The sequence below is a fragment of the Acidithiobacillus acidisediminis genome, from assembly GCF_023277115.1.
GTDB classification, from domain to species: Bacteria; Pseudomonadota; Gammaproteobacteria; order Acidithiobacillales; family Acidithiobacillaceae; genus Igneacidithiobacillus; species Igneacidithiobacillus acidisediminis.
Genome location: NZ_JALQCS010000001.1, coordinates 507,903 through 531,092 on the forward strand (window position 1 = coordinate 507,903; position 23,190 = coordinate 531,092).

Consider the following 23,190-nt stretch of genomic DNA (forward strand, 5'->3'; position numbering starts at 1 on the left):
ACGCCTTTGAGAGGACATCATGTATCGCTACTTTGAAAGTATGATCGATATCTTTCGTGATCATCAGCATCACGAAGTGCCAGATCATACCACCCGTGCCGCCGTCTGGAAGTTTTACGGGAATTATCTGTCGCAGGTCCGTCAATCGATGGTCTTGTTGTTCATCGCCGGCTTTGTGACGGCGCTGGTGGATCTGAGCATTCCCCTGTTCATTGGCAAGATCACCGGTTTTGTGGCCAAGGCCCATGCAGAAAGCCTACCGCAGAAGGATTGGTGGGCCATTCTGGGGATGGCATTCATCATTATCGTCATCAGGCCATTTATCCATTTTTTTCACGACTTGGTGACGAATCAGGCGATTGCCGCCAACTTTACGAATTTGATCCGTTGGCAGAACCATCGTGGACTCATTCGCCAGGGTTGGAGCTTTTTTCAGAATGATTTTGCTGGTCGGATCGCCAATCGGGTGATGCAGACGGGTCCTTCCTTGCGGGAAAGTACCGTCGCCACCCTGACCGCGGTCTGGTACTTGCTCACGTACGGGGTCAGCTCCGTGTGGATCCTTGCCCGCCAAAGCTGGATGCTCTCGGTGCCGGTCGTGCTCTGGTTTTTGTTGTACGGCCTTCTGATGTGGTATTTCATTCCGCGTTTGACCCAGAGATCCAACCGGCTTTCCAAGGCTCGATCGGGGCTGACGGGGGCGATCGTGGACAGCTACACCAACATCCACACGGTGAAACTCTTCGCGAAATCCGAAGATGAGGACCGCTTCGTGCGTGATGCGCTGACCGGCCACACGTCGGCCTTCCGTGCGTCGCTACGTATGATTACCACCTGGATGGCGTCATTGACGATGTTAAACGCTCTGCTGCTGAGTGGCACCACGGGCGTCGGCTTGCTCTTGTGGCACGAGGGGATCATCGGTGTGGCCATCCTGACCACGGCTGTTCCTCTCGTTTGGCAGATTGCCAATATGTCAGGCTGGGTGGCCAGCAACCTGTCCACCATTTTCGAAAACATCGGTACCGTTCAGGACGGTATGCGATCCGTGGATCGTCCTCGGGTCATGGGGGACCAGCCTGATGCCCGTCCCTTTGTTTTCCAGGCCGGTCGTGTCGAATTTGATCAAGTCTCCTTTAGCTACCACGGCGATCCAGAGACCGACGCAATAACCAAGCATATCGATGACGTCGCGTTGTGCATCGAGCCAGGGGAGCGGGTAGCCATTGTCGGGCCGTCTGGCTCGGGCAAATCGACCATGGTCAGCTTGTTGCTGCGATTTTTTGATGTAGATCGGGGACGGATATTGCTCGACGGACAGGATATTCGTCAGTTGGAGCAAGAGAGTTTTCGTCAGTACATCGGCGTGGTGTCTCAGGATACCTCCCTCTTGCACCGATCCATCCTTGATAATGTGCGCTACGGTCGCCAAGACGCAAGTCGGGAAGAAGTCGAAGAGGCCTTGCGGCGGGCGCGCGCCGATGTCTTCGTACAATCGCTGGTCGATGCCAATGGCCGGACGGGTTTGGATGCCCATGTGGGAGAGCGCGGAATCAAGTTATCGGGCGGTCAGCGGCAACGCATCGCCATCGCGCGGGTATTTTTGAAGAATGCGCCCATCCTGATTTTGGATGAAGCAACTTCGGCCCTGGATTCCGTCACCGAGCGGGAAATTCAGCACGAATTGGATGATCTGATGGCGGGCCGCACGGTGATATCCATTGCCCATCGGATTTCGACCATCGCCCATTTTGATCGCATTGTGGTGATGGAAAATGGGCGGATCGTTGAAACGGGAAATCATCAGCAGCTGTTACAGTTGCAAGGCCATTATGCGGAACTGTGGATGCGACAAAGCCAGCCTTTAGCGTTTGACTAAAAATCAGTTGTTCCATGTTCTACCGAGGTCGCCGTAGATTTTCGGCATGATAGAAGACCCGGAAACCTCCTCCTGTTCATTTTTGGTTCAATGCCGCACCTAATTGGTGCATGAAGTAAGGGATGGTTGCGAGGATTGCTGGCAGGCGTGGTGGCACGGTGATTGCTCAACGGAAAGCGGTACGGCCTGATTCGACATGGAAGGGAATCGCATGACATTTGCGTACATTGTTCATTTAGCAAACTACTCGGACGGAGTTTTGTATCTTCTGATGGCCCTGCTCGCCATTGAGCTTGCGGTGATCTTTGATCGCTTCTGGTTTTTGCGCAACGCAATGGCGAAGGGAAGAAAGATCTTATGGTTGGTCTCGAACCGGGGTAAGCTGCGGCGGCCCGATCTGGAAGAGCTTGCCGATATGGCAAAGGGTTTACCGGAAGAGTCCTTGGTTGGCGTAGCACTGCGTCACTTCAATCTGGTTCATCATTATGGCAGCGCGCGCGGTGAGGCCTTTGCCAATCGTTTGGACGAAGCCATCTTCCTGACCACCCCCAGTCTGGATAAGCGCCTGTGGGTACTGGATACGATTGTTACCTTGGCACCGCTGCTGGGACTCTTTGGCACGATTCTGGGAATGTTTCATGCTTTCAGTATCTTGGCTACACCGGATCACGCGCCAAGCTCTGTTACCGGGGGTGTGGCGGATGCATTGATTGCGACAGCATCAGGGCTTGCCATCGCCATGATTGGATTGATCAGCTTCAATGCCTTCAACAACGCTATCGATAAGACGATCTTTCAGTTGGAGTCGCTCAAAGTCGTGTTGATGAACCGTCTGGATGGTGCCCCGGTCGTGTTGGAAGAGTCAGCGCCCAGTTCAGCGAATGCGCACCCCATCGCAGAAACGGCTGCGCACGCGTAAGGAGAGATCGTATGCTTCCGACCCGTCGACCCCGCAAGAAAGGCCGGGTAGAAATTATCCCGATGATCGACGTCATGCTGTTTTTGCTGGTGTTCTTCATCATGATCACGCTCCAGATGATCACCGATAAGGGGCTCAAATTACAGCTTCCCAGCTCCAGCCAGGCGAAGGAGCTGCCGCATCCCCACTTTGTACTGAATATCCTCAAAGATGGGGCGGTAGAGGTAAAGGGTAAGAAAATGGATTTGTCGGGATTGACTGGTTTCCTATCCGCGGATGGAGACGTGGCCCATACCCAGGTCACCATTGCCGCTGACAAATTGGTGCCCTTCAAAGACTTTGTGCATGTGATGGATGCCTGTCAGAAGGCGGGCGTAACGGCCATCGGCATCGCCACGAAAGAAACGTGATCCGATCCCAGGCCCTTGAGGAGAATCACGCAATGGCTAGTGCAGTCGTGAACACCATTCTGCCGCCGGATCCCGAGCAAGGGAGTCATCGTTTTGCTACCGCCCTGATTGCTGGGGTTATCGTCGAGATGGCTTTGATTGGTGCCTTGGTCTGGTATGGAGAGACCCATCCCGCGCATCCTGTTCCGCCGCCTAAGAAACACGTCATGGCGGTACAAATGGTGACGCTTCCCCCGCCTCCGAAGGTGGTTCCGAAGCCGGTCGTCAAACCGACCCCACCGAAACCGATGCCTCCCAAGCCGGTTATCCATCATACACCTCCGCCCCCACCGGCCCCGCACCCCAAGATGGTGGTACCCCCGAAGCCGGTACCGACCCCGCCGGCGCCACCGGTGAAGATGGCTCCACCGCCTAAACCGGTACTGCCGCCCAAGCCGGCAACTCCTCCGGCGCCACCACCGCCACCGCCGTTATCGGCGGCAGAGCGGGTGGACCTGATGGGGCAGTATGTAGCGGAACTGCGTCCGCTCATTCAGAACCAGCTGCATGTCCCTGCCGAATTGCGCGCCATGGGACTCTCTGGGACAGCGACGGTGGAGTTTGAGGTATCACCCAGCGGTCAGGTGTTGTGGGCCAAGGTGATCAAGCCGAGCCCGTTGGGTGCGGTGAACCGGGCTGCCGTGGCAGCGGTCAAGAGCGGAAACTTCCCGGCGTTTCTGAAAAAGATGCCAAAACAGAATACGGTATTCGAGATCCCTATCGAGGTCGGTGCAGACTCGGGGTCGTAACCTGCTAAGAGGTGATGTATGAGTGTCCTGCAAACGGTGGTTTGGGGAACAGCATTCACAAAGCTGAAAAGAGGTGCTCCCAGAATGCGTAGTTATAGTATGAAACCCAGGGGGCCGGTTCCTCGCGAATATGACCGAAACGGTTCGATCGCGTACTATGAGGGAATCGGCGAATCAAGATGAGCAAGCAGGAAGGGGGATGAATCGGTAGTCCATAATGGCAGGGCGGCCGGCAGTGGTGGCAGTGCGGTAAGAGGCGATGTTGGTGTGGTGGATTGTGCCGAGCAGCAGGGTTTGGGGGTCGGTGGCAGCGAGACTGACAGCAAGACGGCGCTGGGCGTAAGCGGCGTGGCCGTGGCCGTGATGGCTGGAGGCCAGGATTTCTTCGATTACGATGTGGCCGTGCAGCCAGTCGATTGTGCCAGGGGCTGTGGCAAGCAGGCCGGCTTGGGTGCCATCGATCATAATGTAATCGAGAGAGCCGTTCGTGTGGCACTCGGTGAGCTCGGCGGCGTCGGCGATGTGGAGTTCGGCGGCGAGGGTGGGGTTGGTGGCGGCGAAATCCTGGTGCCATCGGGCGGCCTGGGCGGCAGCAGCTTCAGGGGCGTGGCAGGGTTGGAGGGTGACGGTGGGGCGGAGTGGTTGCTCTGCCATGATGCCGGCGCGGCCGGCATGGATGGTCTGGTCGATCGGAAAGGCGGCGAAAGCTGGTTCGCCTGCGCTGAGGATGCGGAACTGGGGTGGGTCGAAGGCGGCCCAGACATTGGCGATAGCGGTGCGCCAGGCGGGAAGATCTATTGGGCCGGTCCATGCGAGCAGATCCACGAAGGGTTTGGTGATGTCATGGCCGTAGAATCGGATGCCACCAAGCAGATGGCCGGTACGGGTCGCGACGATCCGATGAAGGTAGTCTGTCGGGTGGATGCCGGGCAGATCGAGGTGATCGCTGAATAGGGCGGCAAAGGCGGGGTCCGAGCAATGCGCGATCTGCTGGTCGAGCCATGCGGGGATAGTGGCAGTGGGGAGATGGAGCCCGGCAAAGCGGGCGATGGTGGGGGCGGTGAAGTCGTTTAGCATGAGAAGAAGTTAGCAGACAGGTATCGGGAGTTCCATTCTGAACATGACCATTCTGTGTCTTCTCCCACAATATTGTAAAATCCTGGCCAATATTAGAAGTTTCCAGCAACACTTCCATCACCGACAGTATCCTTCCAGTGTTCGGGATCCGCGATGCGCACTGAACCGAAGAAGGTATTACTGTAGGCTAGGGGAATAGTAGGCGGTACTGTCGTAGATCCTCCTGGAGGGCATTGCACTGGGACATGGTGGCCAGTACGGTGGGTAAGTCCCTGTAGTCAAAAGCCGCTGACCAAGCTTTGGCCCGGTCCATGCTGCGCAGGAATGCGAGATTATGGAGCAACGAGTCGTGGACGACTAAGCATCCCACCTACTGGCCACTGAGGTCCAGTGAGCTACTATCAAGCGCGGTGTATGAGCGATTTCTGACATAGTTCAGGCGGCGCTCTGTTGCGGGTCCGGCTAGATATCGTTAGCCGGTACTCCGTCGATAAAGATGACCCCGGCAAAGAGCTCACGGAGTCGCTATTGCACCATCGTGAGGCCCAACGGCGTTGGGCAAGGTGTATGGCATAAGATCTACGGAAAAGCGCATATACGCTAACTATTTATATTACTTACCTTTGTTTGCTATCACTAAGACAACGATTTCTTGGCACAGAATATGCGTGCAAGTCTGGCCGTCTGGCTACAAAATCGCTGGCTGCTGCGGATGATTGCCAAGAAGGGTGTTTCCTTCCACCGGATCGTTTTTTGCGACGGTATTGTGGTGCGCGGGTCGCCCGCTGGCTCCAACTAACTGCGAGCAACGCATGCCCGTCCGACTACGGCGCTCGAAACTTACGGCACCATGATCTAGCCATGGGTTGAATTGTTCAGGGATGGCCAAGGGAATTAGAGATATGGCAGGCCAAATAACCTTTGTAGAAAGCCCCGGTATAGAGCGGTGGCGCAGTAAATCAAGCATTAGTAGGGCCCCTCAGGGAAATTGGACAAGATCGTACCATGGCGTCAGTAGTTGATCTCTTCGCGCCGCGCTGTTTTTTGTCCCAGGCGAGTCCCCTGACGGGCGTTGAAGTGATCCTGACCGATGCCCTTTCCACCATGCGATATCTACGGACCAAGCCCATTGGTAAAGTGAGTAAGACAGACAACAGGACCCATTTTTCATCATGAAAGCGCTCATTCACGCAAATGAAATACAATTCGCCTATTCCGGGAAGCCGATTCTCCTTGACGTCAACCTGCTTGTTTCGCGAGGGGAGATCGTCGCTTTACTAGGGGAAAATGGCGCTGGAAAAACAACTACCGTGCGTATTCTCTTGGGATTCCGGCGCCCAACTTCAGGATCGGTAACCGTCCTGGGGGAACATCCAGCATCACTATCTATGGCGGCACGTAGGAAGATTGGCATCATGCTCTAAGAAGAAGATGGCGCGTTATCTTCAATGCTGACCGTGAAGGAACATTTACAACAGGTTTGCGGCTATTATCCCCACCCTATTGCCCCGCAGCGTTGCGCAGAGATTACGGGGATTTCTCACCTCGCGGCAAAAAAGTACCGGGAGCTCTCCGGCGGGCAAAGACGGAGTCTTCAGTATGCCCTGGCGATTTGCGGGCACCCGGAACTGATCTTCCTTGATGAGCCCACCGTTGGTATAGATGTACGGACACGCCAGCAAATATGGGATCACCTCAGAGACTTGAAGGGCCATGGAACTGGCGTATTGTTGACCACTCACCACATGGAAGAAGCCGAAGCGCTCGCTGATCGAATCGTAGTTTTGAATAAGGGAAGAATCATCTTTTCAGGACCGGCATCAACAATATCCGGTGCCAACTCATCGATCGTCATTAGTTGCCAGACATCCATACCAATCCAAACCCTTATTGCTCACCCTGCCGTGCTTTCTGTGAACACCGAAGGGAATACGATGCTCATTACAACAAAGGACTCTGACGCGATTATCCGGTGGCTCATCCAAATGGATGACCGCTTATCGGGAATAAGCATGAGAAAAAATACCCTATCCGACCCATTTATGCGCTTGACTGGGGCTGAAGAGGATCATCTATGATACGCTCCTATTTTACGGAAACCGGCTGGGAACTCCGCGCTATGTTTCGAGAATATCCACTATGGATTCCCATCGTTCTGCTCCCCTCCTTACTTTTTTTGCTGTATGGAGTGCTCGCAAAACATACCGGAACTCCCAGTAATTATGAAGTATTTCGAAGCTTTGCCGCCATGATTACAGTGGAGAGCATGGCATCTGGGATATTCTCTATTGGTGTTGGAATATCTGCTGATCGGCAAGGGGGTGTGTTGCGATTGAAGCGATTATACCCGCTACCGCCAGGTACTTATATGGTATATAAAATTCTCTCACGTATGTTGTTATTCTACATGTCCATTTTCCTTCTTAGTCTTCTGTTATTGGCTTCCGGGTGGACTCCGTCATTTTCCGATTGGGTAGAGGCTGTTATATATGCTGTGCTCGGTGTAGCTCCATTTAGTGCCCTAGGTTTAACCATCGGACTCTTTTCTGGTAGCGTCAGTGCCGCTTCTGGGATTGCTAACATTGTCCTGATGTTTTTAGGGTTTGTTTCTGGCGTTTTTATTTCGTTGCACTCTCTCCCGGGCTTCCTGCAGAGAATGAGCATTATTTGGCCTTGCCATCAGGTTTATATCCTTTGCTACACTGCTATAAGTGGAAATCAGAATCGAAACGCTATAATACTGCACCTGAGCATACTGTCCCTCGAGACTATCGCGCTCTTCTTGATAGTTGGGTATAAATGGCGGCGTTTGCCATTATAAATTCAGGGCCTGTAAGAGTTGCCTGCTGCTGGCCTTCACCACAGCCAAGCACAGACCTGTAGCAGGCCGCGGAACAGGAGATGGTAATCCACCTATTCCATCAGCAGCCTGCTGACGTGATGATCCCATCTGTCCGCGATATGGGCGATCGCACCACGCCGGAAGAGAGATGGCTGGACAGGTTCGCCAACAATCCCTGCACCATATATGCGCACCTTGCACTACATAGGCGCGAACTCACAAGCATTGTGCAGAGTTCACCTGGTCAATGCGCTTGATCCCCCCGATCTCCCTTCAATAGATGGGATGGCATAGACCTTGCTGAAACCCTCTAGTGAACACAAAGGTTTCCTTTGTCGTTGGAACTGTACGGTCTGAACGCAAAACGCAACAAGCCTTGCAACGACAAAGAATTCCCGCATTCAGGAATGAGGCAATAATGATAACTCCGACACCGCAAACCCAGGACACGGGCCCTCTGCTGGAATTGTGCAAGGTCAGTAAGGTGTATTACAGCGATACCGTCCAGACGCACGCCCTGGTTGAACTCAACCTACAGGTGAATCGTGGGGATTACGTGGCGCTCATGGGGCCCTCTGGCTCGGGCAAATCCACTTTGATGGCTATCCTCGGATTGCTGGACACCCCGACCGAGGGGGACTACCGCATGGATGGTCAGACCAGTTTGGGCTTGAACGAAGATCAGCGGGCGTCCATGCGCAACCAATATATCGGCTTCGTCTTTCAGTCCTTCAACTTGATTGGCGACCTGACCGTCGCAGAAAACGTTGCGCTGCCATTACGGTATCGGGGGGGTATCTCCAAGCAGGAACAACACGAACGGGTCATGACCCTATTGGCGCGCGTGGGCATGGAACACCGCGCCCAACATTTCCCGGCTCAGCTGTCCGGCGGTCAGGCCCAGCGGGTAGCGGTTGCCCGTGCCTTTATCGGGAGTCCATCCATCATTCTGGCAGATGAGCCAACGGGCAACCTCGATACGCACGCAGGGGAACAGGTCATGGCGTTGATGGAAGAGGCGCGCCGCGAGAATGGCACGACCCTGTTCCTGGCCACCCACGATCCGGCCCATGCCGAGCGGGCGCAGCGGGTGTTGCACCTCCTGGATGGGCGCTTTGAAGATCGATAGCCGGCCGCACGCACGATAGCGACAAGAAGGACCGAACATGACCCACTCTCTCTCGAGCGAGCTGCAGATCTTCTTCCGAAGGTTGTGGCAGCAGCGTCTCTACTTTGTCGTGTCGGCCCTCTTTTTGGGCTTGGCAACGGGGGTGGCGGGTGTCGGTTTTCAGGTCTTGTATGCCTTTCAATTGCAACCCCTGCCCTATGTCGATCCATCCCGTTTGGTCTTAATTCGCGAAGAAGCGCCAGCCATGGGCTTGGGCACTAGCCTCCAATCCAGTGCCAAGTTGCGTCAGGACTTGGATCGTGAAGCCGATAGCGGTATTCAAAGTACTGCGCTGATCTCCGACCAGAGCCAAACCACCACAGCCCGCATCAACGGGGTGGTGGTTGCCTTGGACTACAAAGGTGTATCGCCGCAAGTCTTTCCATTGCTATTCAGCCGTCCAGTTCTTGGGGTTTGGCCAGAGCTTTCCAGTGGCAAAGCCGATGGCCCGCATCAAGCAGTGATCAGCTATGCCTTCTGGAAGCGGGCCTTTGGTGGCAATCCGAATGCGGTGAACAGCGAGCTACAGGTAGCCGGTCAAAGCTATCGGATCACGGCAGTATTGCCCAAAGGGACGCAGATCGTTCCGGGCTCTTCCGCAGAGGTATTTATTCCGTTGGTCGTGCCAACAATTCAGGAAAACAATATCAATGAGTTTCTGTATGCCCGGCTGTCACCCGGAGCATCTCTCCACGAATTGAATGTCCGTTTGGCAGCGCTTACCGCACGCCTGCAAGCATTGATTCCGCCGCAGTTTCGTAGCTTTTTTAATGGCCTTCGGATTGACGCCATGCCACTGCGGAGCGCCTTCTTGCAGGAAATGGAGATGAGCCGCCTGCCCTGGTTGTATCTCGGCGTGGGGCTGTTTCTGTGGGTCATCGCCGTCTTCAACATTAGTAACTATGCCCTCTTGCGGCACCACGCTATCCTCCGCTCTCTGGGCATCCGCCAGATCTTGGGCGCGTCGCGCCTGGGGATCTTTGCCCAACTGCTGTTAGAGCAGATCCCTATTTTTTTGCTAGGCCTGTTCATCGCCGTGCCGATCGCCGGCTTGGGAAGCCGGTGGCTGTCGGAGAGCGTGTTCTCCACCAAGGGGGACGGCTACCACTTGTTTCCTTTGCATTTCAATATTGGGGTGTTGGTTTTCGTGTTGGCCTTGCTCTTGATGGGGGTCATGATCGCTCTCGTCCTGCCATTGTTCCGGAGCCGCCCCGCTTCGCTGCGCGAGGCAATTGCTGGAGATGAGCGAACTGCCAGTCTGAGCAAGGGGATGCAGCGTTTGCTTCAGGTAGCCAGCGGTGTGCAGGTGGCCTTGGCCATTGCGGTATTAGGGGTTGCGCTGAGCCTGACCACCAGCGCCCTGATCTTAGGATATCGTCCATTGGGGTTTGACCCCGAGGGCGTGTTCTATGCCACCTTGTATTTCCCGCCGGGCCATGCCAACGATGCCAGCCTGCGCACGGTTCAGGGGGCGTTGCGGTCGGTTCCTTATGTGCATGGTGCGGCCTTTGCGTCGACTCTTCCGTGGCAAGGCGACATTATGGACGGCAATTTTTCCAGCCGGCAGCGGACGGGTATGGCGATTTTTGAGCCTACCACAGGCGAATTGTTCTCTTTACTGCATATTCCACTAGAAGGAGGGCAAGCCCTTCCTCCGCTCTCTGCCCCAATACAAGGGAACCCCATATGGATCGGTTCAGACGCCTGCAAAAGGTACTATCCCGATCAGGATTGTGTTGGAAAGATCCTACATTTAGGTCCGCAGTCTAGTCCGAAGACGAACCCTATCTCGGGCGTCTACGCGCCCATCTCTTGGAGCTTGCACAGCGTGATGCGACACAGGGTTGGTATGATGTACATACCTCTGAACACACCCGTCGGACAACGTCATTTCTTGTCTACCTTAGGAAACGTGCAACTTGTCATGCGCCTGTCTCCTGAGTCGAGTGCCGCACGAACCGAAGTGCGTAACGCCATTCACCTTGCACTGCCAGGCGCAGTCCTGGCAAACATTCACTCTTATGCCGAGCTGATCCATAAACGCCGCGCCGACTTTCTTGCCTTCGATGCCGTGCTGGTGGTGTTCGCGCTGCTGGCCACCTTCATCAGCCTCTTCGGGGTCTATGTGGTACAAGGCGCTGTGCAGTCGGCGCGCGGCTCTGAATACCGAGTTCGCCGGCTTCTCGGGGCCCAGATCCATCACTTCCGTCGCCGCGCCCTTGCGGAACAGGCTCGGATCCTCCTCCCCGGCGTGATCTTGGGGATCGCTGTTGCCGCCGCCTTGGCGCGGGCGATGAGCACCCAATTTCCGCACGCACTGCTCTATTTGGCCCCAGCACTGATTGTGGTGCTTCCTCTGGTGCTGCTGGTGTACTGGCTCAGTACTTGGTGGCCTATCCGCAAGGTACTGCGCAATGGCTGACCCGAATCGATTGACGAAATCTTGATAGCCGCGACAGATCCCGGAGCGTTTGCATGCCTGATATTGCAATACCACAAAAGGAGATTCAGCGCCGAAAAAATCGGCGCTGGCTCTTGATTCTGCTGTTCTTCGTGCTGGCTATTCTCAGCTTTGCATTGCTCTGGTGGTTCATTCCCAACGGTCCGTCCGTCTCTCGCAACAATCTCCTGCTGGGCACGGTCCAACAAGGTAAGTTCGTGGTCCGAATTCGCGCGCCGGGCGATCTGAAAGCGCGGGATGAGCGTTGGATCACCAGCCGGGTCGGGGGCACCATCGAAAGCCTCCTTGTACACCCGGGCAGTGAGGTTCATCCCCAGTCCCCCCTGCTGCGCCTGCAAGACCCGACTTTGCACACCCGGCTCATTCAGGCGCAGTCGGCACTGGCGCAAGCTCGGGCCAGCGCGATAGCCAATGCATCGCAACTGGAAGATCAGCTCTACTCCCTGAAAAGTACATTGGCCTCCGCCCGTTCGGCGGCAACCAGCGCCAAGATGGAACTCGAGGCAGATTCGAGCCTCATGAAGGAACACGTCATCTCCCGCCTGCGCTACGAAACGGATCAGCTCCATGCCACCGATACTACTCGGCAGGTACGGGTGCTTCAGGAACGGGTTGCGGTCTTTCAGCAGAATATTGCCGCACAGGCTCAAGGGCAACAGGCCGTCATTGCTTCCCAACAGGCAAGCCTCGCGGCAGTAATGGCCGATATGAAAGCACTGCGCCCCACTGCACCGATGACAGGCATCGTGCAGGACGTGTCCGTACATGCCGGACAACAGATCGCACCGGGAACGGCCATAGCGCGAATTGCCAACCAGCAGAGCCTCGAAGCGATGTTGGCCGTATCGCCAGGCGATGCAGAGGAAATCTCCCGCCAGCTACCCGTGCAGATCCTGGTTCCTGGCGCCAATGCCCAGGTGATCGCCGGACGGGTGTCCCGGGTCTCGCCCAACGTGGTGCATGGATCTGTGCCGGTTACCGTGGAATTGTTGGGTACACTCCCCAAAGGAGTCCGGCCCGACTTGGCGGTTACCGGAGTCATCCGTGCCCGCAGCATTCCCCATACCCTCTATGTCTCTCGTCCGGTGGGGGTGGAGCCCAACAGCGTGACCAATGTCTATGTGCTTTCCGCCCAGGGTGACCGCGCGTTACGGCGTGAAATTCGTGTTGGAGCGGCCTCGTCATCCAGCATTCAGGTACTGTCAGGCCTTCGCCCAGGAGAGCAGATCGTGCTCTCTAACACGGAGGGTTGGGGTAAATCTATGCGGGTGCGCACATGAAGTATTGGCGAATTGCGGGGAGTGCCATTCTCCTGTCTGCGTTCGGGTGTAGCATGGCCTCCGCCAGTACGTTATGGCAATTCTGGCAAGCTGTACAGGACCACGATCCTCAGCTTCGCTTCTATCGGGATCGTTTGCAGGGTGCGTCCCAGGCACAGCCCTTGGCCCTCGCCGCGCTCTTACCACAGGTACAGGCCGATGCTGCCCTGCAATGGGCGACCAACGACGAGACCGAGCGAGAATACAGCACGGGGCCGCTGGCCCGCATTCAGGCACCGTATCGCAGCAAGAGTTGGCAGGTACAGATCAGTCAGGCGGTGTTCAACTGGGCGGCCTTGCAGGACTATCGGGCGAGTGGTGATCAGGTGGCGGCGGCAGCAGCGCAGTATCAGCAGTCGTTTCAAGATCTGGAGAGCGCTGCCATTCAGGCCTATGTCCACTGGTTGGTAGCGGCTGCCAATCTGCACAATACCCGAATGGCGCAGCGTGGCTTCACACACTCGGCGTTTACCGCCAAGGCGCTCTATCAGTCAGGAAAAACCGGTATTTTGGGTGCCGAGGAAACCCAGGTCGCGCTACTCAGCAATCAGGCGGGCTTGGCGCAAAGCTCGGCAGTGCTCCATGCTGCCGATGCAACCCTGCAACAGTTCACGGGCATCGTGCCCAGCCTGCACGTGCCACGTTTACCGCAGCGCTTGGCATTACCCATCCACTCTCTGGCCTACTGGTTACGTTTGGCGCGGATACACAGCCCGATCCTGGCGGCTGCAACAGCAGATCTGCACGCCCGTCAAAAGCAGACATCCGCCGCTTGGGGCGGATTTTTGCCTCAACTCTCCCTGGTGCTCCTGCATCAATGGCAATCCGAGAATGGTCCACTGTACTACGAGATCGGTAATCAGAGCGGCAGCTACTCCAATCCCTACCGCAGTAACAGTAACAGCGTAGGCTTACAGTTGACTTGGTCCATTTTCTCTGGTGGGAGCCAGCAAGCACAGCTTTCGCAGGCACAATATCGGCAGGAACAGGCCTTTGCCAGCCTGCAGGCAGAGCGGCGGTCTGTAGAGCAATCTCTGCGCGCCACCTTCGCCAGCTACCAGTCGGCCCGCCATCGTGCGCAGCTGTACCGCCATGCCTTGCGTGTGGCTGACCGGGCCAGTAAGGCAGCAGATGATGGCGTTCGCGCCGGTCTGGTGTCGGAAAACAATGCCATCATCGATCGACAGAATGCCCTGCAGGTGCGCAACGAGCTTAACCAGGCGAATGCTGATCTGCTGGATAGCTACGCAACCCTCTCAGCGGCCGCAGGCGTCCTATCTCCCACCGTTCTGCACCACGTATCGCGCTTATTGACTACCTCAACACCGTCTCTACCACGCACTGAATAAGCCTTACTGGCAGAGGAGAATTTCTTCCACCGCAATCAGTGCAATCGACACACCACGAAACCATAGGAACAGGAGATATCCGATGACAAGGTTGGTAGCACTCAGATCGATACAATGCATCAAATCTACCCAACGCCGGTATTTAGTGGCCTTGCTTGGCATCGCATGGCTTACAGTGCCCACCAGCGCGTTGGCGGCAGAGCATCTTGTTGTCCGTGAACTGGCCCATATCGCTGTTCCTGCGGGGGGTAAAATATGGTTCAACATGGCTGCGCGAAGTGTGGGGGAACGCTTTGTTCAATGAAATATAATTCAGCTATTCAGGGAAGCCGATTCTCCTTGACGTCAATCTGCTCGTTTCGCCAGGAGAGATCGTCGCTTTACTTCCCGATCAGCAGATCCGGCTCGATCTATCTCCGTCCGGTCCTGCGGTTCTTTGGACTGAAAGGATTTTTGGGACGCCCTAGCTTCCAGCAGTGTCCACCCACCGAATTCGCCCCCTACCACGCACATTGTGGAGCCTACTAATGTCGGAATTTCAATTTCTGTTTGAATTTTAAATAGAAATATGATGATCCTAATGAAATAATAGCAATAAATATAATAAACTCAATTTCTCTATGTTGCTGCGGAATTAGGATTGAAAATGAAATCGCCAGAAATATTACCAAACGTTTTTTCATATCTTCTATCCTGTGGTCTTCAGGCTTGGAGAAAGCAATACTTAACGTTGAGTAAAGGAACAGGCCGAGCAATGCCGGAATAATATCCAAGAAAGAAAACCCAATGAAATAAATCGACACCAGAGATAGCAAGACCCCAGTACCAAAATAAAATATTCTGAAGTTTTTCATGAAATTACTCTCTGTTTTAAAGTGGGAAAGAATAAACCAAATGGTACAGCCAGCCGTTCAAATTCCGTCGACCACGGCGTGGGCGAAGCCTACTGTAGGGGGCCGGGTGGAATGCCGGGTTGGACGATGAAAGGATACTAGCCATCAAGGCTATGGATGACCACATCCGGATCCTCCACCTCGACAATAAGTTGGTTGTAACGGTTATTAGTAAGCGTAACAAAAATTGCATTATCGCCGTTGCACGAATCCCAAAAGCTTCGTTTTCCGTCGCAATAGTAGGTGCCTGCGGTAATCAAGTCGGGAATATAGGTGCCAGCGACACGCCATCCCTTTGAATCATGAGCGGCAGCAGAGTATTTGTGAACAGAAATGATCTCAGATAGCGGAATCTCCAAACGGCTCTTGAGAGACCAAAGCTTATGAAGGCCCATCACCTCAAAAAGGACTGTGTCATTCTGAAGAGTGACGTGAACCATTACAACACCTCCATACTGAAAATAACGCACAACGTATATTCAACTGCATGAGCTTTGCGGCATCCAGCTCGGCGACCAGATCTTCACTGCGCAAATGCGCGTAGCGATAGAGCATCTGCGCACTCTTATGCCCAGTAATCTGACGGACCTTGGCATCGGAGAGTCCCATCTCCACCAGGGTGCTGGTGGCCTCGTGGCGCAAATCATGGTAGCGCAAGCGGCCCTTGATACCCACTTCTTCCAGCACGTCCTGCCAGATCTTGTCGATGGTGTACGGCCACGCTGCCCATCCCTCCCCGGCTCTCCCGGAAAGACAAAACTGGTACCGTCACGCGGATAGGTTTCGATCGCCTCGCGCAGAATGTCCGTTGCACGCTGGGTCAGGGGAATCATACGGGTGTCGTTGTTTTTGGTATCCCGAAAGATTGCTGTACGCCGCACCAAATCCACGTCACCTACCCGCAACGAGAGAATACGTGCCCAGTGCGGTGCGCAATACCTTGGCGCTGGTGTGGTCCCGGCGCTGTGAGCCGCCTTCCTTTTTGCTGGGGGTAACCTCTCGCAAATACCGATCCAGTGCAGCGGCAAGGGTCAGCTTCTGGGTCGGAGTACGACGGATGAAAACCCCGCGGACCATTTCGTCTTCCATCTGGCGTGCCCAGTCTTCGGCATCGCGCTTGGTGCGAAAGGTCTTGATCGTCGTCGGCCAGCCTTGTTTGCGCACCATGGCCTTCCAGGTGCCTGAAGGGGTTTTGACGATAGTAGGCATGACTATTCCTCGTGACCGTACCGGTACTGTACCGAATCGGTACCGAATGACTGGAGGATTGTCAAGAGATATTTATTAACAACCTGATTTATATGGTGCCCAGGGGCGGAATCGAACCACCGACACGAGGATTTTCAGTGCGATTTAGACGGCGCAAATTCAAAGCCACAATCGCAAAATCAACCCATTAAGCGCCAATCTGCCACCGCTTTAACCCATTCATCCGTGCCATTTGGCACAATTCTGTGCCCTCGGGCACCCACCAATCCCTGTGTCAATCGAAATGCATTGTGCCATAAAACCAACGTCACGCCGGGTCGGTCCCGGGGTACTCCAATAGCAATTCCAGGGCAGCGAGAACATCTTCCTCAACAGGATCCGTGCCGCCCATGCCCGCCCGTTCAAACAGCCGCTCCACCAGGAGCAGCGGAATGGACACCCGGACCGTGTTGCGAACCGCAGGGGCCTGCCGTTCCGGTGTGCCATCAGCATCGACCCGGCCGTCGTGAGAGTCCTCGCTTTGCGGATCTCCCGCATCATCGCCTTCGGCGGCGGAACTGCCATACCGGGAAGCTGCCACCATCGCGGGATGCTCCGTGCTGTCACCGTCTTTATCCCAGATCTTTTCTTCGCCGTTTCCCGGTGCGGTATGGCTCTGCGAATCCGCCATTGGTGGAACGTCTGCCATGCCCGGCGGCGGAACCGCTGTATCGCCTGCAGGTAGAGGAACCGCGACGGCCGTATTGCCGGTGAGGGTGGCAGGGTTGGGCCCCGGGCGCTGTTCCCTTTGCTCTATCGCATTCAGAAGCGCACGGCTGAAGGGCGCACCCTCCTGGATGGCTTCGGCCACGGCATCGATCCAATGGCTTTTTTCCGGGTCCCCCTGCCAGGACAGCAGGCGTTGCAATTCCAGTATTCCCAGGTCCTCCAGGGATACCCCTACCTGGATTGCCAGTTCGGACGCGGCGGGATCGGCCTTGGCGAGTATCCGGGACACCCAGGATCTGTCGCGTCCGATACGCCGCGCCAATTCCGCCTTACTGATCTGCAAGGTACCCAGGAGGGATTGCAGGGCGACGGCTATGTCCGTATCCCGCATATCGGCACGGGCCAGATTCTCCACCAGCTGCATCTCCAGGCGATCCGCCGGATTCTCCGAGTGGGTGATGACGGCGGGGATGCGCTGGAGATCGTAATCCTTTCGGGCGCAGGGCTCCCCCCGGTCCCGGGCGATCATCGCGGCACGCCAGCGCCGCTCTCCGGCCACGATCCGATACTTTCCCTGCCCATTGGCCTCCACCGTAATGGGCTGGAGCACCCCGTGTTGCAGGATGCTGTCCGCCAGTTCCTCCAGACTCTGGCCGCCCTCTCCGGCCTCCAGACCGCGGCGGGGCTGGTTGGGGTCGGGCTCGATGTTGTCCAGGGACAGATACAGAGCCACCAGATTGGTGTTACTCCCGTCCGGAGCGGCTTGCAGAGCCGCACGGGCGGCATCCAGATTGATACCTTTCAATAACGATTCTTTCACGACATCACCTCGCCACGGCGGGCTTCCTGTTGCGCCAGTATTTCATCCGCGTTGTCCGGGGCATCGACTTCTACCCCTTGGGTTTGCGCCTCGTCTCCTTCGACGCCCTCCAACAAACCGTCGAAGGTCTGGTACCAAGCGTCCTGCTGCCCGGCATCGCGGCACACTTCCCAATAGGGCTTCCCGAGTCGAAGGCCAGTACGCACATCTTCGCGTTCGTACAGATCGTCCGGCAGGACAAACTCCGGGAGCTGATCGTGCAGGTTTTGCGCGATAGCCCGGTTCTTGGGGGAGTTGGCCTTGAGCCGGTTGATCAGCACCCGGAGTTCCAGCTTCGGGTTGACCGGGCGCACCTGCGTCAGGCCAAGCTGGATCATGGACGCCAGACCTTGTGTGCCCAGGGCATCCGGAGTGACCGGCACGACCAACCGGTCTGCCACCATCAACGGCGCCATCTGCCGTACCCCGGGTGCGGGGGGACAATCGACGACGACCACGTGATACGGGCCCTGACCGCTGTCCACGACGAGCAGCCGGCGCAAGGCCCGTATGGCGGGATCCAGATCATCGTCCACGGCATCCAGAGCCGCCGACGCCTGGAGGAAGTCGAACCCGAAGATGGGGGACACCTGTACGGGCACCTTACGATTCGGATACCAGAGATCTAACGCGGTCCCCGCTTCGGTCTGGTGGCGATCCGCGTCTCCGGTCAACAAGAAGGTGCTGCTTCCCTGCTGGTCCAGATCGACCAGCAAGGTCCGAAAGCCCATGTTGTGGGCATGGATGGCCATATGTACGGCAAGCGTGGTCTTGCCCACGCCGCCCTTCTGGTTCGCAAAGACAACGCACTTCGGTTCCATGACAATCTCCTGTAGTGATCCAGACCGGTATAGCCAGCGCCCGTTGCGCCCTGTATCGCTAGCGCAGATGATCTCGTCACCGCCGCAGAATCTCCTGCACGATGGCCGAGACGCTCACGCTGTCCGGCAGCTGCGCGACCTTGGCCGAAGCCTCCGGGGTGAGCGCGATGGCGAAGGGTTCGTAGGGCGGTTCCGGCACGGGGCGACTGGCCCGGCGCAGACCCATGCTGCGCAACTCCACCACCGAAAGCCGCACCAGTTCCTGGCTCACCCGCACCGCCCGGGCGTTGGCATCGTCTTGGTATTGCGGGGCGATGAGATCTCGCCGCAACCGGGGGATGATCCGGGACTTCACCCGCCACCTCCTTGCGTATAAGGATTGGCTTCGGAAGGTTGGTCAGGAGCCTGGGGCGTCATCGCCACCGACCTGGTCCCCACCAGATTCACTCCGTGCCGATACGGTCCCGGGAACACCAGATCCTTCGTCACCACCACGTTGAAAGCGTATCCCGGCCGGATGGTGAGGGTCGGCGCGATATTGATGTATTTCTGGAACAACTGGGCCTCCGCCTGGCCGAAGGTCTGGGCGAGGGCCTGCTCCCCATTCTGCAAGGCTTCGTTCGCCGTAACGCCCGTCGTATTGGTGGAGGTGCTGGTCGGGCTCGCCTCGGCCATACCCACGTCGATCAGGGACAGAAGCAGGGCGTTCTTGAAGATCTCCCAGGTGTGGTTGTTCACCAGGTCCTTGAAGCCCGCATAGCCGCGCGGCGACGTGCCCGGCATGTTGGATAGCCGAATGTAGGTGCCGTTGGGGAACTCGATACGAGTCCACTCCACGCCTACGCGGGTCTGGCCCATGACCGCCCCGGACCGGTAATAGCCGATCAGGCGACTGCCCGCGGGGATCAGCACGTAGGCCGCGTTCAGACTGTTGTAGACGGGATGGGCCACGACCGCCGTGACCTCGCCGGCAAGATCGGACTTGATGCCCGTCTCCAGGATGGCGGGTATCACGGCGCCCTGGAGCAGCTCCCAGGGGCTGACCTCACGCCGGTCCAGGTGGGAGCTGTACACCCCGCCCTGCGCCTGGTTCTTGCCCGTCATGAGCGCAATGGACTTTGCCAGGGTCAGTGCACCTTCCGGGTTCGCATCCGGCAAGGGCGAGGCGGCTGCCGACGCGGCGGCCGCAGCCACCATGCCGGTGGGGTTCCCTCCCCAGGACGTTCCGGATCCCCCCGGCCCTCCCTGCCCACTCAGGGCCTCCATAAAGGCAGTCTCCTGCGGACTGGGTTGGCTGTTTCCGGGAGCCGTCGCCGGGGACGCCACGTACGCCTGAGCCTGCGACCGGGCGCTCGCCGTCGCGGCGGTCGCTGTACTGTTTACCGGAGCAGTCACGTCAGGCTTCGATTTGGGTAGCGCCCGCATATCCGGGGCCTTGTGTGGCTTCTCCTGCGCCGCGGAAGGCCCGGCTCCAAAACCATGGAGCTTGTCTATGGCAAGCAATCCTCCTCCACCTGCGGCCACCAGTGCCAGCACGGTTGCGGCCACGATCTTTTTGGATCTCAGGTGAGCGCCCAGGCTCCGTTTGTCCGGGATCAGGGATCCCTTGACCTTTCCCGGGCCTTCGCCCAGGGGTATCCGATGGTCTGCCACGGGTCCCCTCCTTAGTTGCGCTCGTGGGTGAGCCGGACCACCTTGCCGCTGCTGCCCTTGCCAGCCAGAAGCAGGATTTTGTGCGGCACTCCGTCCACGATGTAGTAACCGTCCCGGAACGTGGTGTTGACGATGGCGTTCTGTCCAGCCGCGTTTTCCGCCAGCACGGATGGTATGCCGCCGTGGCTGCCCTGACCCGGCCGGAACTGGATGAAGGTCTGCTTGCCGTCGTCGAAGACCCGCAAGGGCTCGATGGACCGGCAATCTCTATCGGAGAACCAGCCACCACCAGCGCAATGGATTTTCCAGTGGAAGTCCAGGTTGGCGGCATCGATGGTTGGCAGGACCGCCACGGTCTGACGCGAGACCTTCTGCGCGAAGGCCGCCTTGGCTGCGGCATCCTGCTTCCAGGTACGGACTATGGCGTCCGGGTAGTAGAAGCCGATCATGGGTGTGTAGCGCGTCTTGTCGCTGGTCACCTCGATGACGTAGTTCATGGCCTTGCCGGAGGGCGACGTACCCGTCACCACCAGATTGGCGTGCAGGCCCGCAAACCGGGGCGTGACCGCTAGTTCCGGTTGCTGGCCAGCCATGAGGGCCTCCACCTGCCAGTAGGCCGGCGACAATCCGACCGCCTTGGGACCCGTCATACCGGAGCGAAAGACGATGACCGACGTATGCAGGGGTGCGGTCACCAGGGTCGGCAAGGACTGCCCGTAGGCGTACAGAACCTCGCCGTTGGTCCCGGCAATGGGCGGAAGGTTCTGCGTCTTGCCCGCCTCGTAGGCGGCGACCAAAGCCTTTTCCGCGGCTTTCCTGGACCGCTCCGAGATGCGGCCCTGCGGCGGCGTGGCGATGGCTTTTTCCCAGATTTCCGTGGAGGTCTCCTGGGTCGGCATGGCGGATCCATCCGTCCCCGTGGCCTGGGCGTTGGGTTGCCGCACGGCGGGTACCGTATAGGAAGCCATGGGCGGCACCTTGCCCGGAATCCCGCCTGGATCCGGAGAGGCCGGACCGCCGGTGACGACACCGGCAATCGCTACCCCGCCAATTCCAAAAGTGGCCGCGGCCACCGCCGCACGAAGCATGTATGAACGCATGACGATCTCCTTTCAGGGAACCAGATTCCAGGTGAAGGACGTGAGATAGATGCCGAAGGGATCCACTTTGAGGACCGCGGGATTATCAGAGGGCGGCTGGATGCGGTAGGTGACGGTCCCCTCGTAGTCCTTTTGCCACGTGATGGACCCGCCGGCTCCGTACTGCGTCTCGATCCACTGCACTTGCATCGTTCCGCCCTTGGCCTTGGGCGTGCCTACGGGCAGGACCGACGTGATCTCCACGGTCCGTCCGCCCTCGTTGTTGGTGAAGTTGGAGTACGGGTTGTGCCGCTGGAAGTACGCAGTGAGCTGCTGGCTCTCCTTATTGCCCACGATGTGGTAAGTGGACTGATAAATCTGCTTCTCGGCGGCCACCACGGGTAGCCGTTCCCGCACGTCCCGCACCCAATGGGCGATGACGTGGCGCACGACGGGCAGATCGTAGGTGCCCGCCTGCACTTCCTGGGCGAGATGCACGGCCTGCCCCAGATGGTTGACTTCGACGACATAGGGCACGACATGCACCCGGCTGGCCTCGTACACCATGCCCGCCCCGAACAGGGCGGCAATACCGATAGATCCGAGTGCAGCCATTCGCCAGTTCTTCGCCTGGGCGATGTAGTCGCCGTACCGTTCCAGCCACTCCCGCCGCGCCACCAGGTAGTGTTCGGCGACTTCTTTCTGCTCTGCCATAAAGGGCTCCCTTTTCCAAAAGCCAAAACCCGTTTCCTGCTCTGGTATAGCCAGCCAAAAAGGGGATAGGCAGGGGATTGCGCCTGGCAGGGGCTACAGCCGGCATGGGTTCTGGGGACTGATCCGCTAGGTTCTATCTGTGGATAAGCCGACGAGAAAAGGGCGTCAAAGGATGACGAACACCCCACCCAATTTGCTTCTACACGGTATTATCGCCCGCGATCAGGACCTCAGCCGGAATACCAAGGACGCGGTGCAGCCTACGGATCATGGGCAGGGTTAATGGGCGCTTGCGATTCAGGATCTCGTAAATCCGTTTACGCTTGCCGATGATTGGCTCCAGATCCTTGACAGACAGGCCGATTTGCTCCATCCGAAACTTGATGGCCTCGATCGGATCCGGCATTCCCACGGGAAAATGCCTAGCTTCATAGGCGACCACGAGCGTGGACAGGATATCCAGGCGATCCCATTCCGGAGTACCCGCCTCCGGGTCGGAGTCCATCAAAGCCAATATCTCCGTGAGGGTCGCCCGGTAATCTGCCTCGGTGTGAGTAGGGTGAATATCCATTTTGTCCTCCTGACCTCAAGCCAACTCAATGCGTTCCGCGTCGATTTTGTCGTATTCCTGATGCGTGCCCACAAACTTCACGCAGACGATCTGCAGTCGGAAGGCAACCGAAACAACCAGCCGGTAGTCATTGCCTTTGATGTTAAAGACGACGCGGCGATTCTTCAGAATGCTGGTACTCCTGTACTGCGCCATGATGTCAGACGGCTGCGTCCAGCTGGCGTTCCTGGCCTCGTCGAACCATGCTTTCAAGGGCTGCTCGGCATCGGGGCAGATCTCCCAAAAAGCTCGCAGCGTGGAGACAGCTATCACTCGCATACCGTTCAGGGTAGTCCCATTATGGGACCATCGCAGCCTGGGCCATTCTTCGGTGATGGCTGGTGTTTCCGCCGGGGGTCCGGCTCCATGTTATGGGATACCCGGAAAGAACAAGCCCCGCGCGTTGGCGGGGCCTTCTAAACTGCAGAGATC

At 57.3% G+C, this 23,190-nt stretch carries 21 protein-coding genes and 1 pseudogene; 11 read left to right on the forward strand and 11 right to left on the reverse strand.

Translation table 11 applies throughout. The features are described 5' to 3' along the window. The first annotated feature begins 19 nt into the window (after positions 1-19). The 11 genes and pseudogenes from M5D89_RS02580 (at position 20) to M5D89_RS02625 (ending at position 14,212) form a co-directional block, all read left to right on the forward strand. A complete protein-coding gene (locus M5D89_RS02580) occupies positions 20-1,879 on the forward strand; it encodes an ABC transporter ATP-binding protein (protein WP_248884188.1) in 1,860 nt (619 codons plus the stop codon). Between the two features lie 211 nt (positions 1,880-2,090). Beyond that, positions 2,091-2,798: a MotA/TolQ/ExbB proton channel family protein gene (locus tag M5D89_RS02585; RefSeq protein ID WP_248884189.1), complete on the forward strand. Its 708-nt coding sequence runs from the start codon at positions 2,091-2,093 to the stop codon at positions 2,796-2,798. 11 nt (positions 2,799-2,809) lie between these two features. Continuing rightward, positions 2,810-3,208: an ExbD/TolR family protein gene (locus tag M5D89_RS02590; protein ID WP_248884191.1), complete on the forward strand. Its 399-nt coding sequence runs from the start codon at positions 2,810-2,812 to the stop codon at positions 3,206-3,208. Positions 3,209-3,240: 32 nt separating this feature from the next. Beyond that, complete coding sequence (locus M5D89_RS02595; RefSeq protein ID WP_248884193.1) at positions 3,241-3,996, forward strand: energy transducer TonB family protein; 756 nt, start codon at positions 3,241-3,243, stop codon at positions 3,994-3,996. A 267-nt stretch (positions 3,997-4,263) separates the two neighbouring features. Then, positions 4,264-4,950 (forward strand): hypothetical protein, encoded by a 687-nt coding sequence (locus M5D89_RS02600; RefSeq protein ID WP_248884195.1) that lies wholly within the window; start codon positions 4,264-4,266, stop codon positions 4,948-4,950. Positions 4,951-6,245: 1,295 nt separating this feature from the next. Further along, positions 6,246-7,151: pseudogene (locus M5D89_RS02605) on the forward strand (ABC transporter ATP-binding protein). A 41-nt stretch (positions 7,152-7,192) separates the two neighbouring features. Continuing rightward, the gene (locus M5D89_RS14395) at positions 7,193-7,894 is read left to right on the forward strand and encodes an ABC transporter permease (RefSeq protein WP_431307168.1); all 702 of its coding nucleotides are present in this window, start codon (positions 7,193-7,195) and stop codon (positions 7,892-7,894) included. A 439-nt stretch (positions 7,895-8,333) separates the two neighbouring features. After that, on the forward strand, positions 8,334-9,044 hold the full coding sequence (locus M5D89_RS02610) for an ABC transporter ATP-binding protein (RefSeq protein WP_248884196.1): 711 nt from the start codon (positions 8,334-8,336) through the stop codon (positions 9,042-9,044). A 37-nt stretch (positions 9,045-9,081) separates the two neighbouring features. Further along, positions 9,082-11,505 (forward strand): FtsX-like permease family protein, encoded by a 2,424-nt coding sequence (locus tag M5D89_RS02615; RefSeq protein ID WP_248884197.1) that lies wholly within the window; start codon positions 9,082-9,084, stop codon positions 11,503-11,505. A 53-nt stretch (positions 11,506-11,558) separates the two neighbouring features. Then, positions 11,559-12,824, forward strand: coding sequence for an efflux RND transporter periplasmic adaptor subunit (locus M5D89_RS02620; protein WP_248884199.1), 1,266 nt, complete (start codon positions 11,559-11,561; stop codon positions 12,822-12,824). Further along, positions 12,821-14,212 carry a TolC family protein gene (locus M5D89_RS02625; RefSeq protein ID WP_248884201.1) on the forward strand — a complete coding sequence of 464 codons (1,392 nt, stop codon included), beginning with the start codon at positions 12,821-12,823 and terminating at the stop codon, positions 14,210-14,212. Before M5D89_RS02620 ends, M5D89_RS02625 begins: the two co-directional genes overlap by 4 nt. Positions 14,213-15,203: 991 nt before the next feature. On the opposite strand, the gene M5D89_RS02630 is transcribed toward M5D89_RS02625, so the two are convergent. From M5D89_RS02630 to M5D89_RS02680, 11 genes are all read right to left on the reverse strand, one after another. Further along, positions 15,204-15,545 carry a hypothetical protein gene (locus M5D89_RS02630; protein ID WP_248884202.1) on the reverse strand — a complete coding sequence of 114 codons (342 nt, stop codon included), beginning with the start codon at positions 15,543-15,545 and terminating at the stop codon, positions 15,204-15,206. Then, positions 15,520-15,813 (reverse strand): tyrosine-type recombinase/integrase, encoded by a 294-nt coding sequence (locus M5D89_RS02635; RefSeq protein ID WP_346347726.1) that lies wholly within the window; start codon positions 15,811-15,813, stop codon positions 15,520-15,522. Before M5D89_RS02635 ends, M5D89_RS02630 begins: the two co-directional genes overlap by 26 nt. Positions 15,814-15,996: 183 nt before the next feature. Continuing rightward, a complete protein-coding gene (locus M5D89_RS02640) occupies positions 15,997-16,314 on the reverse strand; it encodes a hypothetical protein (RefSeq protein ID WP_248884204.1) in 318 nt (105 codons plus the stop codon). A 307-nt stretch (positions 16,315-16,621) separates the two neighbouring features. Beyond that, positions 16,622-17,842: a ParB/RepB/Spo0J family partition protein gene (locus M5D89_RS02645; protein ID WP_248884205.1), complete on the reverse strand. Its 1,221-nt coding sequence runs from the start codon at positions 17,840-17,842 to the stop codon at positions 16,622-16,624. Continuing rightward, positions 17,839-18,702 carry a ParA family protein gene (locus M5D89_RS02650; RefSeq protein WP_215850719.1) on the reverse strand — a complete coding sequence of 288 codons (864 nt, stop codon included), beginning with the start codon at positions 18,700-18,702 and terminating at the stop codon, positions 17,839-17,841. Before M5D89_RS02650 ends, M5D89_RS02645 begins: the two co-directional genes overlap by 4 nt. 76 nt (positions 18,703-18,778) lie before the next feature. Then, positions 18,779-19,033 carry a hypothetical protein gene (locus M5D89_RS02655; protein ID WP_226822974.1) on the reverse strand — a complete coding sequence of 85 codons (255 nt, stop codon included), beginning with the start codon at positions 19,031-19,033 and terminating at the stop codon, positions 18,779-18,781. Between the two features lie 20 nt (positions 19,034-19,053). After that, positions 19,054-19,899 carry a TraB/TrbI/VirB10 family type IV secretion system protein gene (locus tag M5D89_RS02660; RefSeq protein WP_248884207.1) on the reverse strand — a complete coding sequence of 282 codons (846 nt, stop codon included), beginning with the start codon at positions 19,897-19,899 and terminating at the stop codon, positions 19,054-19,056. Positions 19,900-20,366: 467 nt separating this feature from the next. Then, complete coding sequence (locus M5D89_RS02665; protein WP_248884209.1) at positions 20,367-21,455, reverse strand: TrbG/VirB9 family P-type conjugative transfer protein; 1,089 nt, start codon at positions 21,453-21,455, stop codon at positions 20,367-20,369. 12 nt (positions 21,456-21,467) lie between these two features. After that, positions 21,468-22,148, reverse strand: coding sequence for a VirB8 family type IV secretion system protein (locus M5D89_RS02670; RefSeq protein ID WP_248884211.1), 681 nt, complete (start codon positions 22,146-22,148; stop codon positions 21,468-21,470). A 199-nt stretch (positions 22,149-22,347) separates the two neighbouring features. Further along, the gene (locus M5D89_RS02675) at positions 22,348-22,719 is read right to left on the reverse strand and encodes a helix-turn-helix domain-containing protein (protein ID WP_248884213.1); all 372 of its coding nucleotides are present in this window, start codon (positions 22,717-22,719) and stop codon (positions 22,348-22,350) included. 15 nt (positions 22,720-22,734) lie between these two features. Continuing rightward, complete coding sequence (locus tag M5D89_RS02680; protein WP_248884215.1) at positions 22,735-23,037, reverse strand: type II toxin-antitoxin system HigB family toxin; 303 nt, start codon at positions 23,035-23,037, stop codon at positions 22,735-22,737. Between the last annotated feature and the right edge of the window lie 153 nt (positions 23,038-23,190).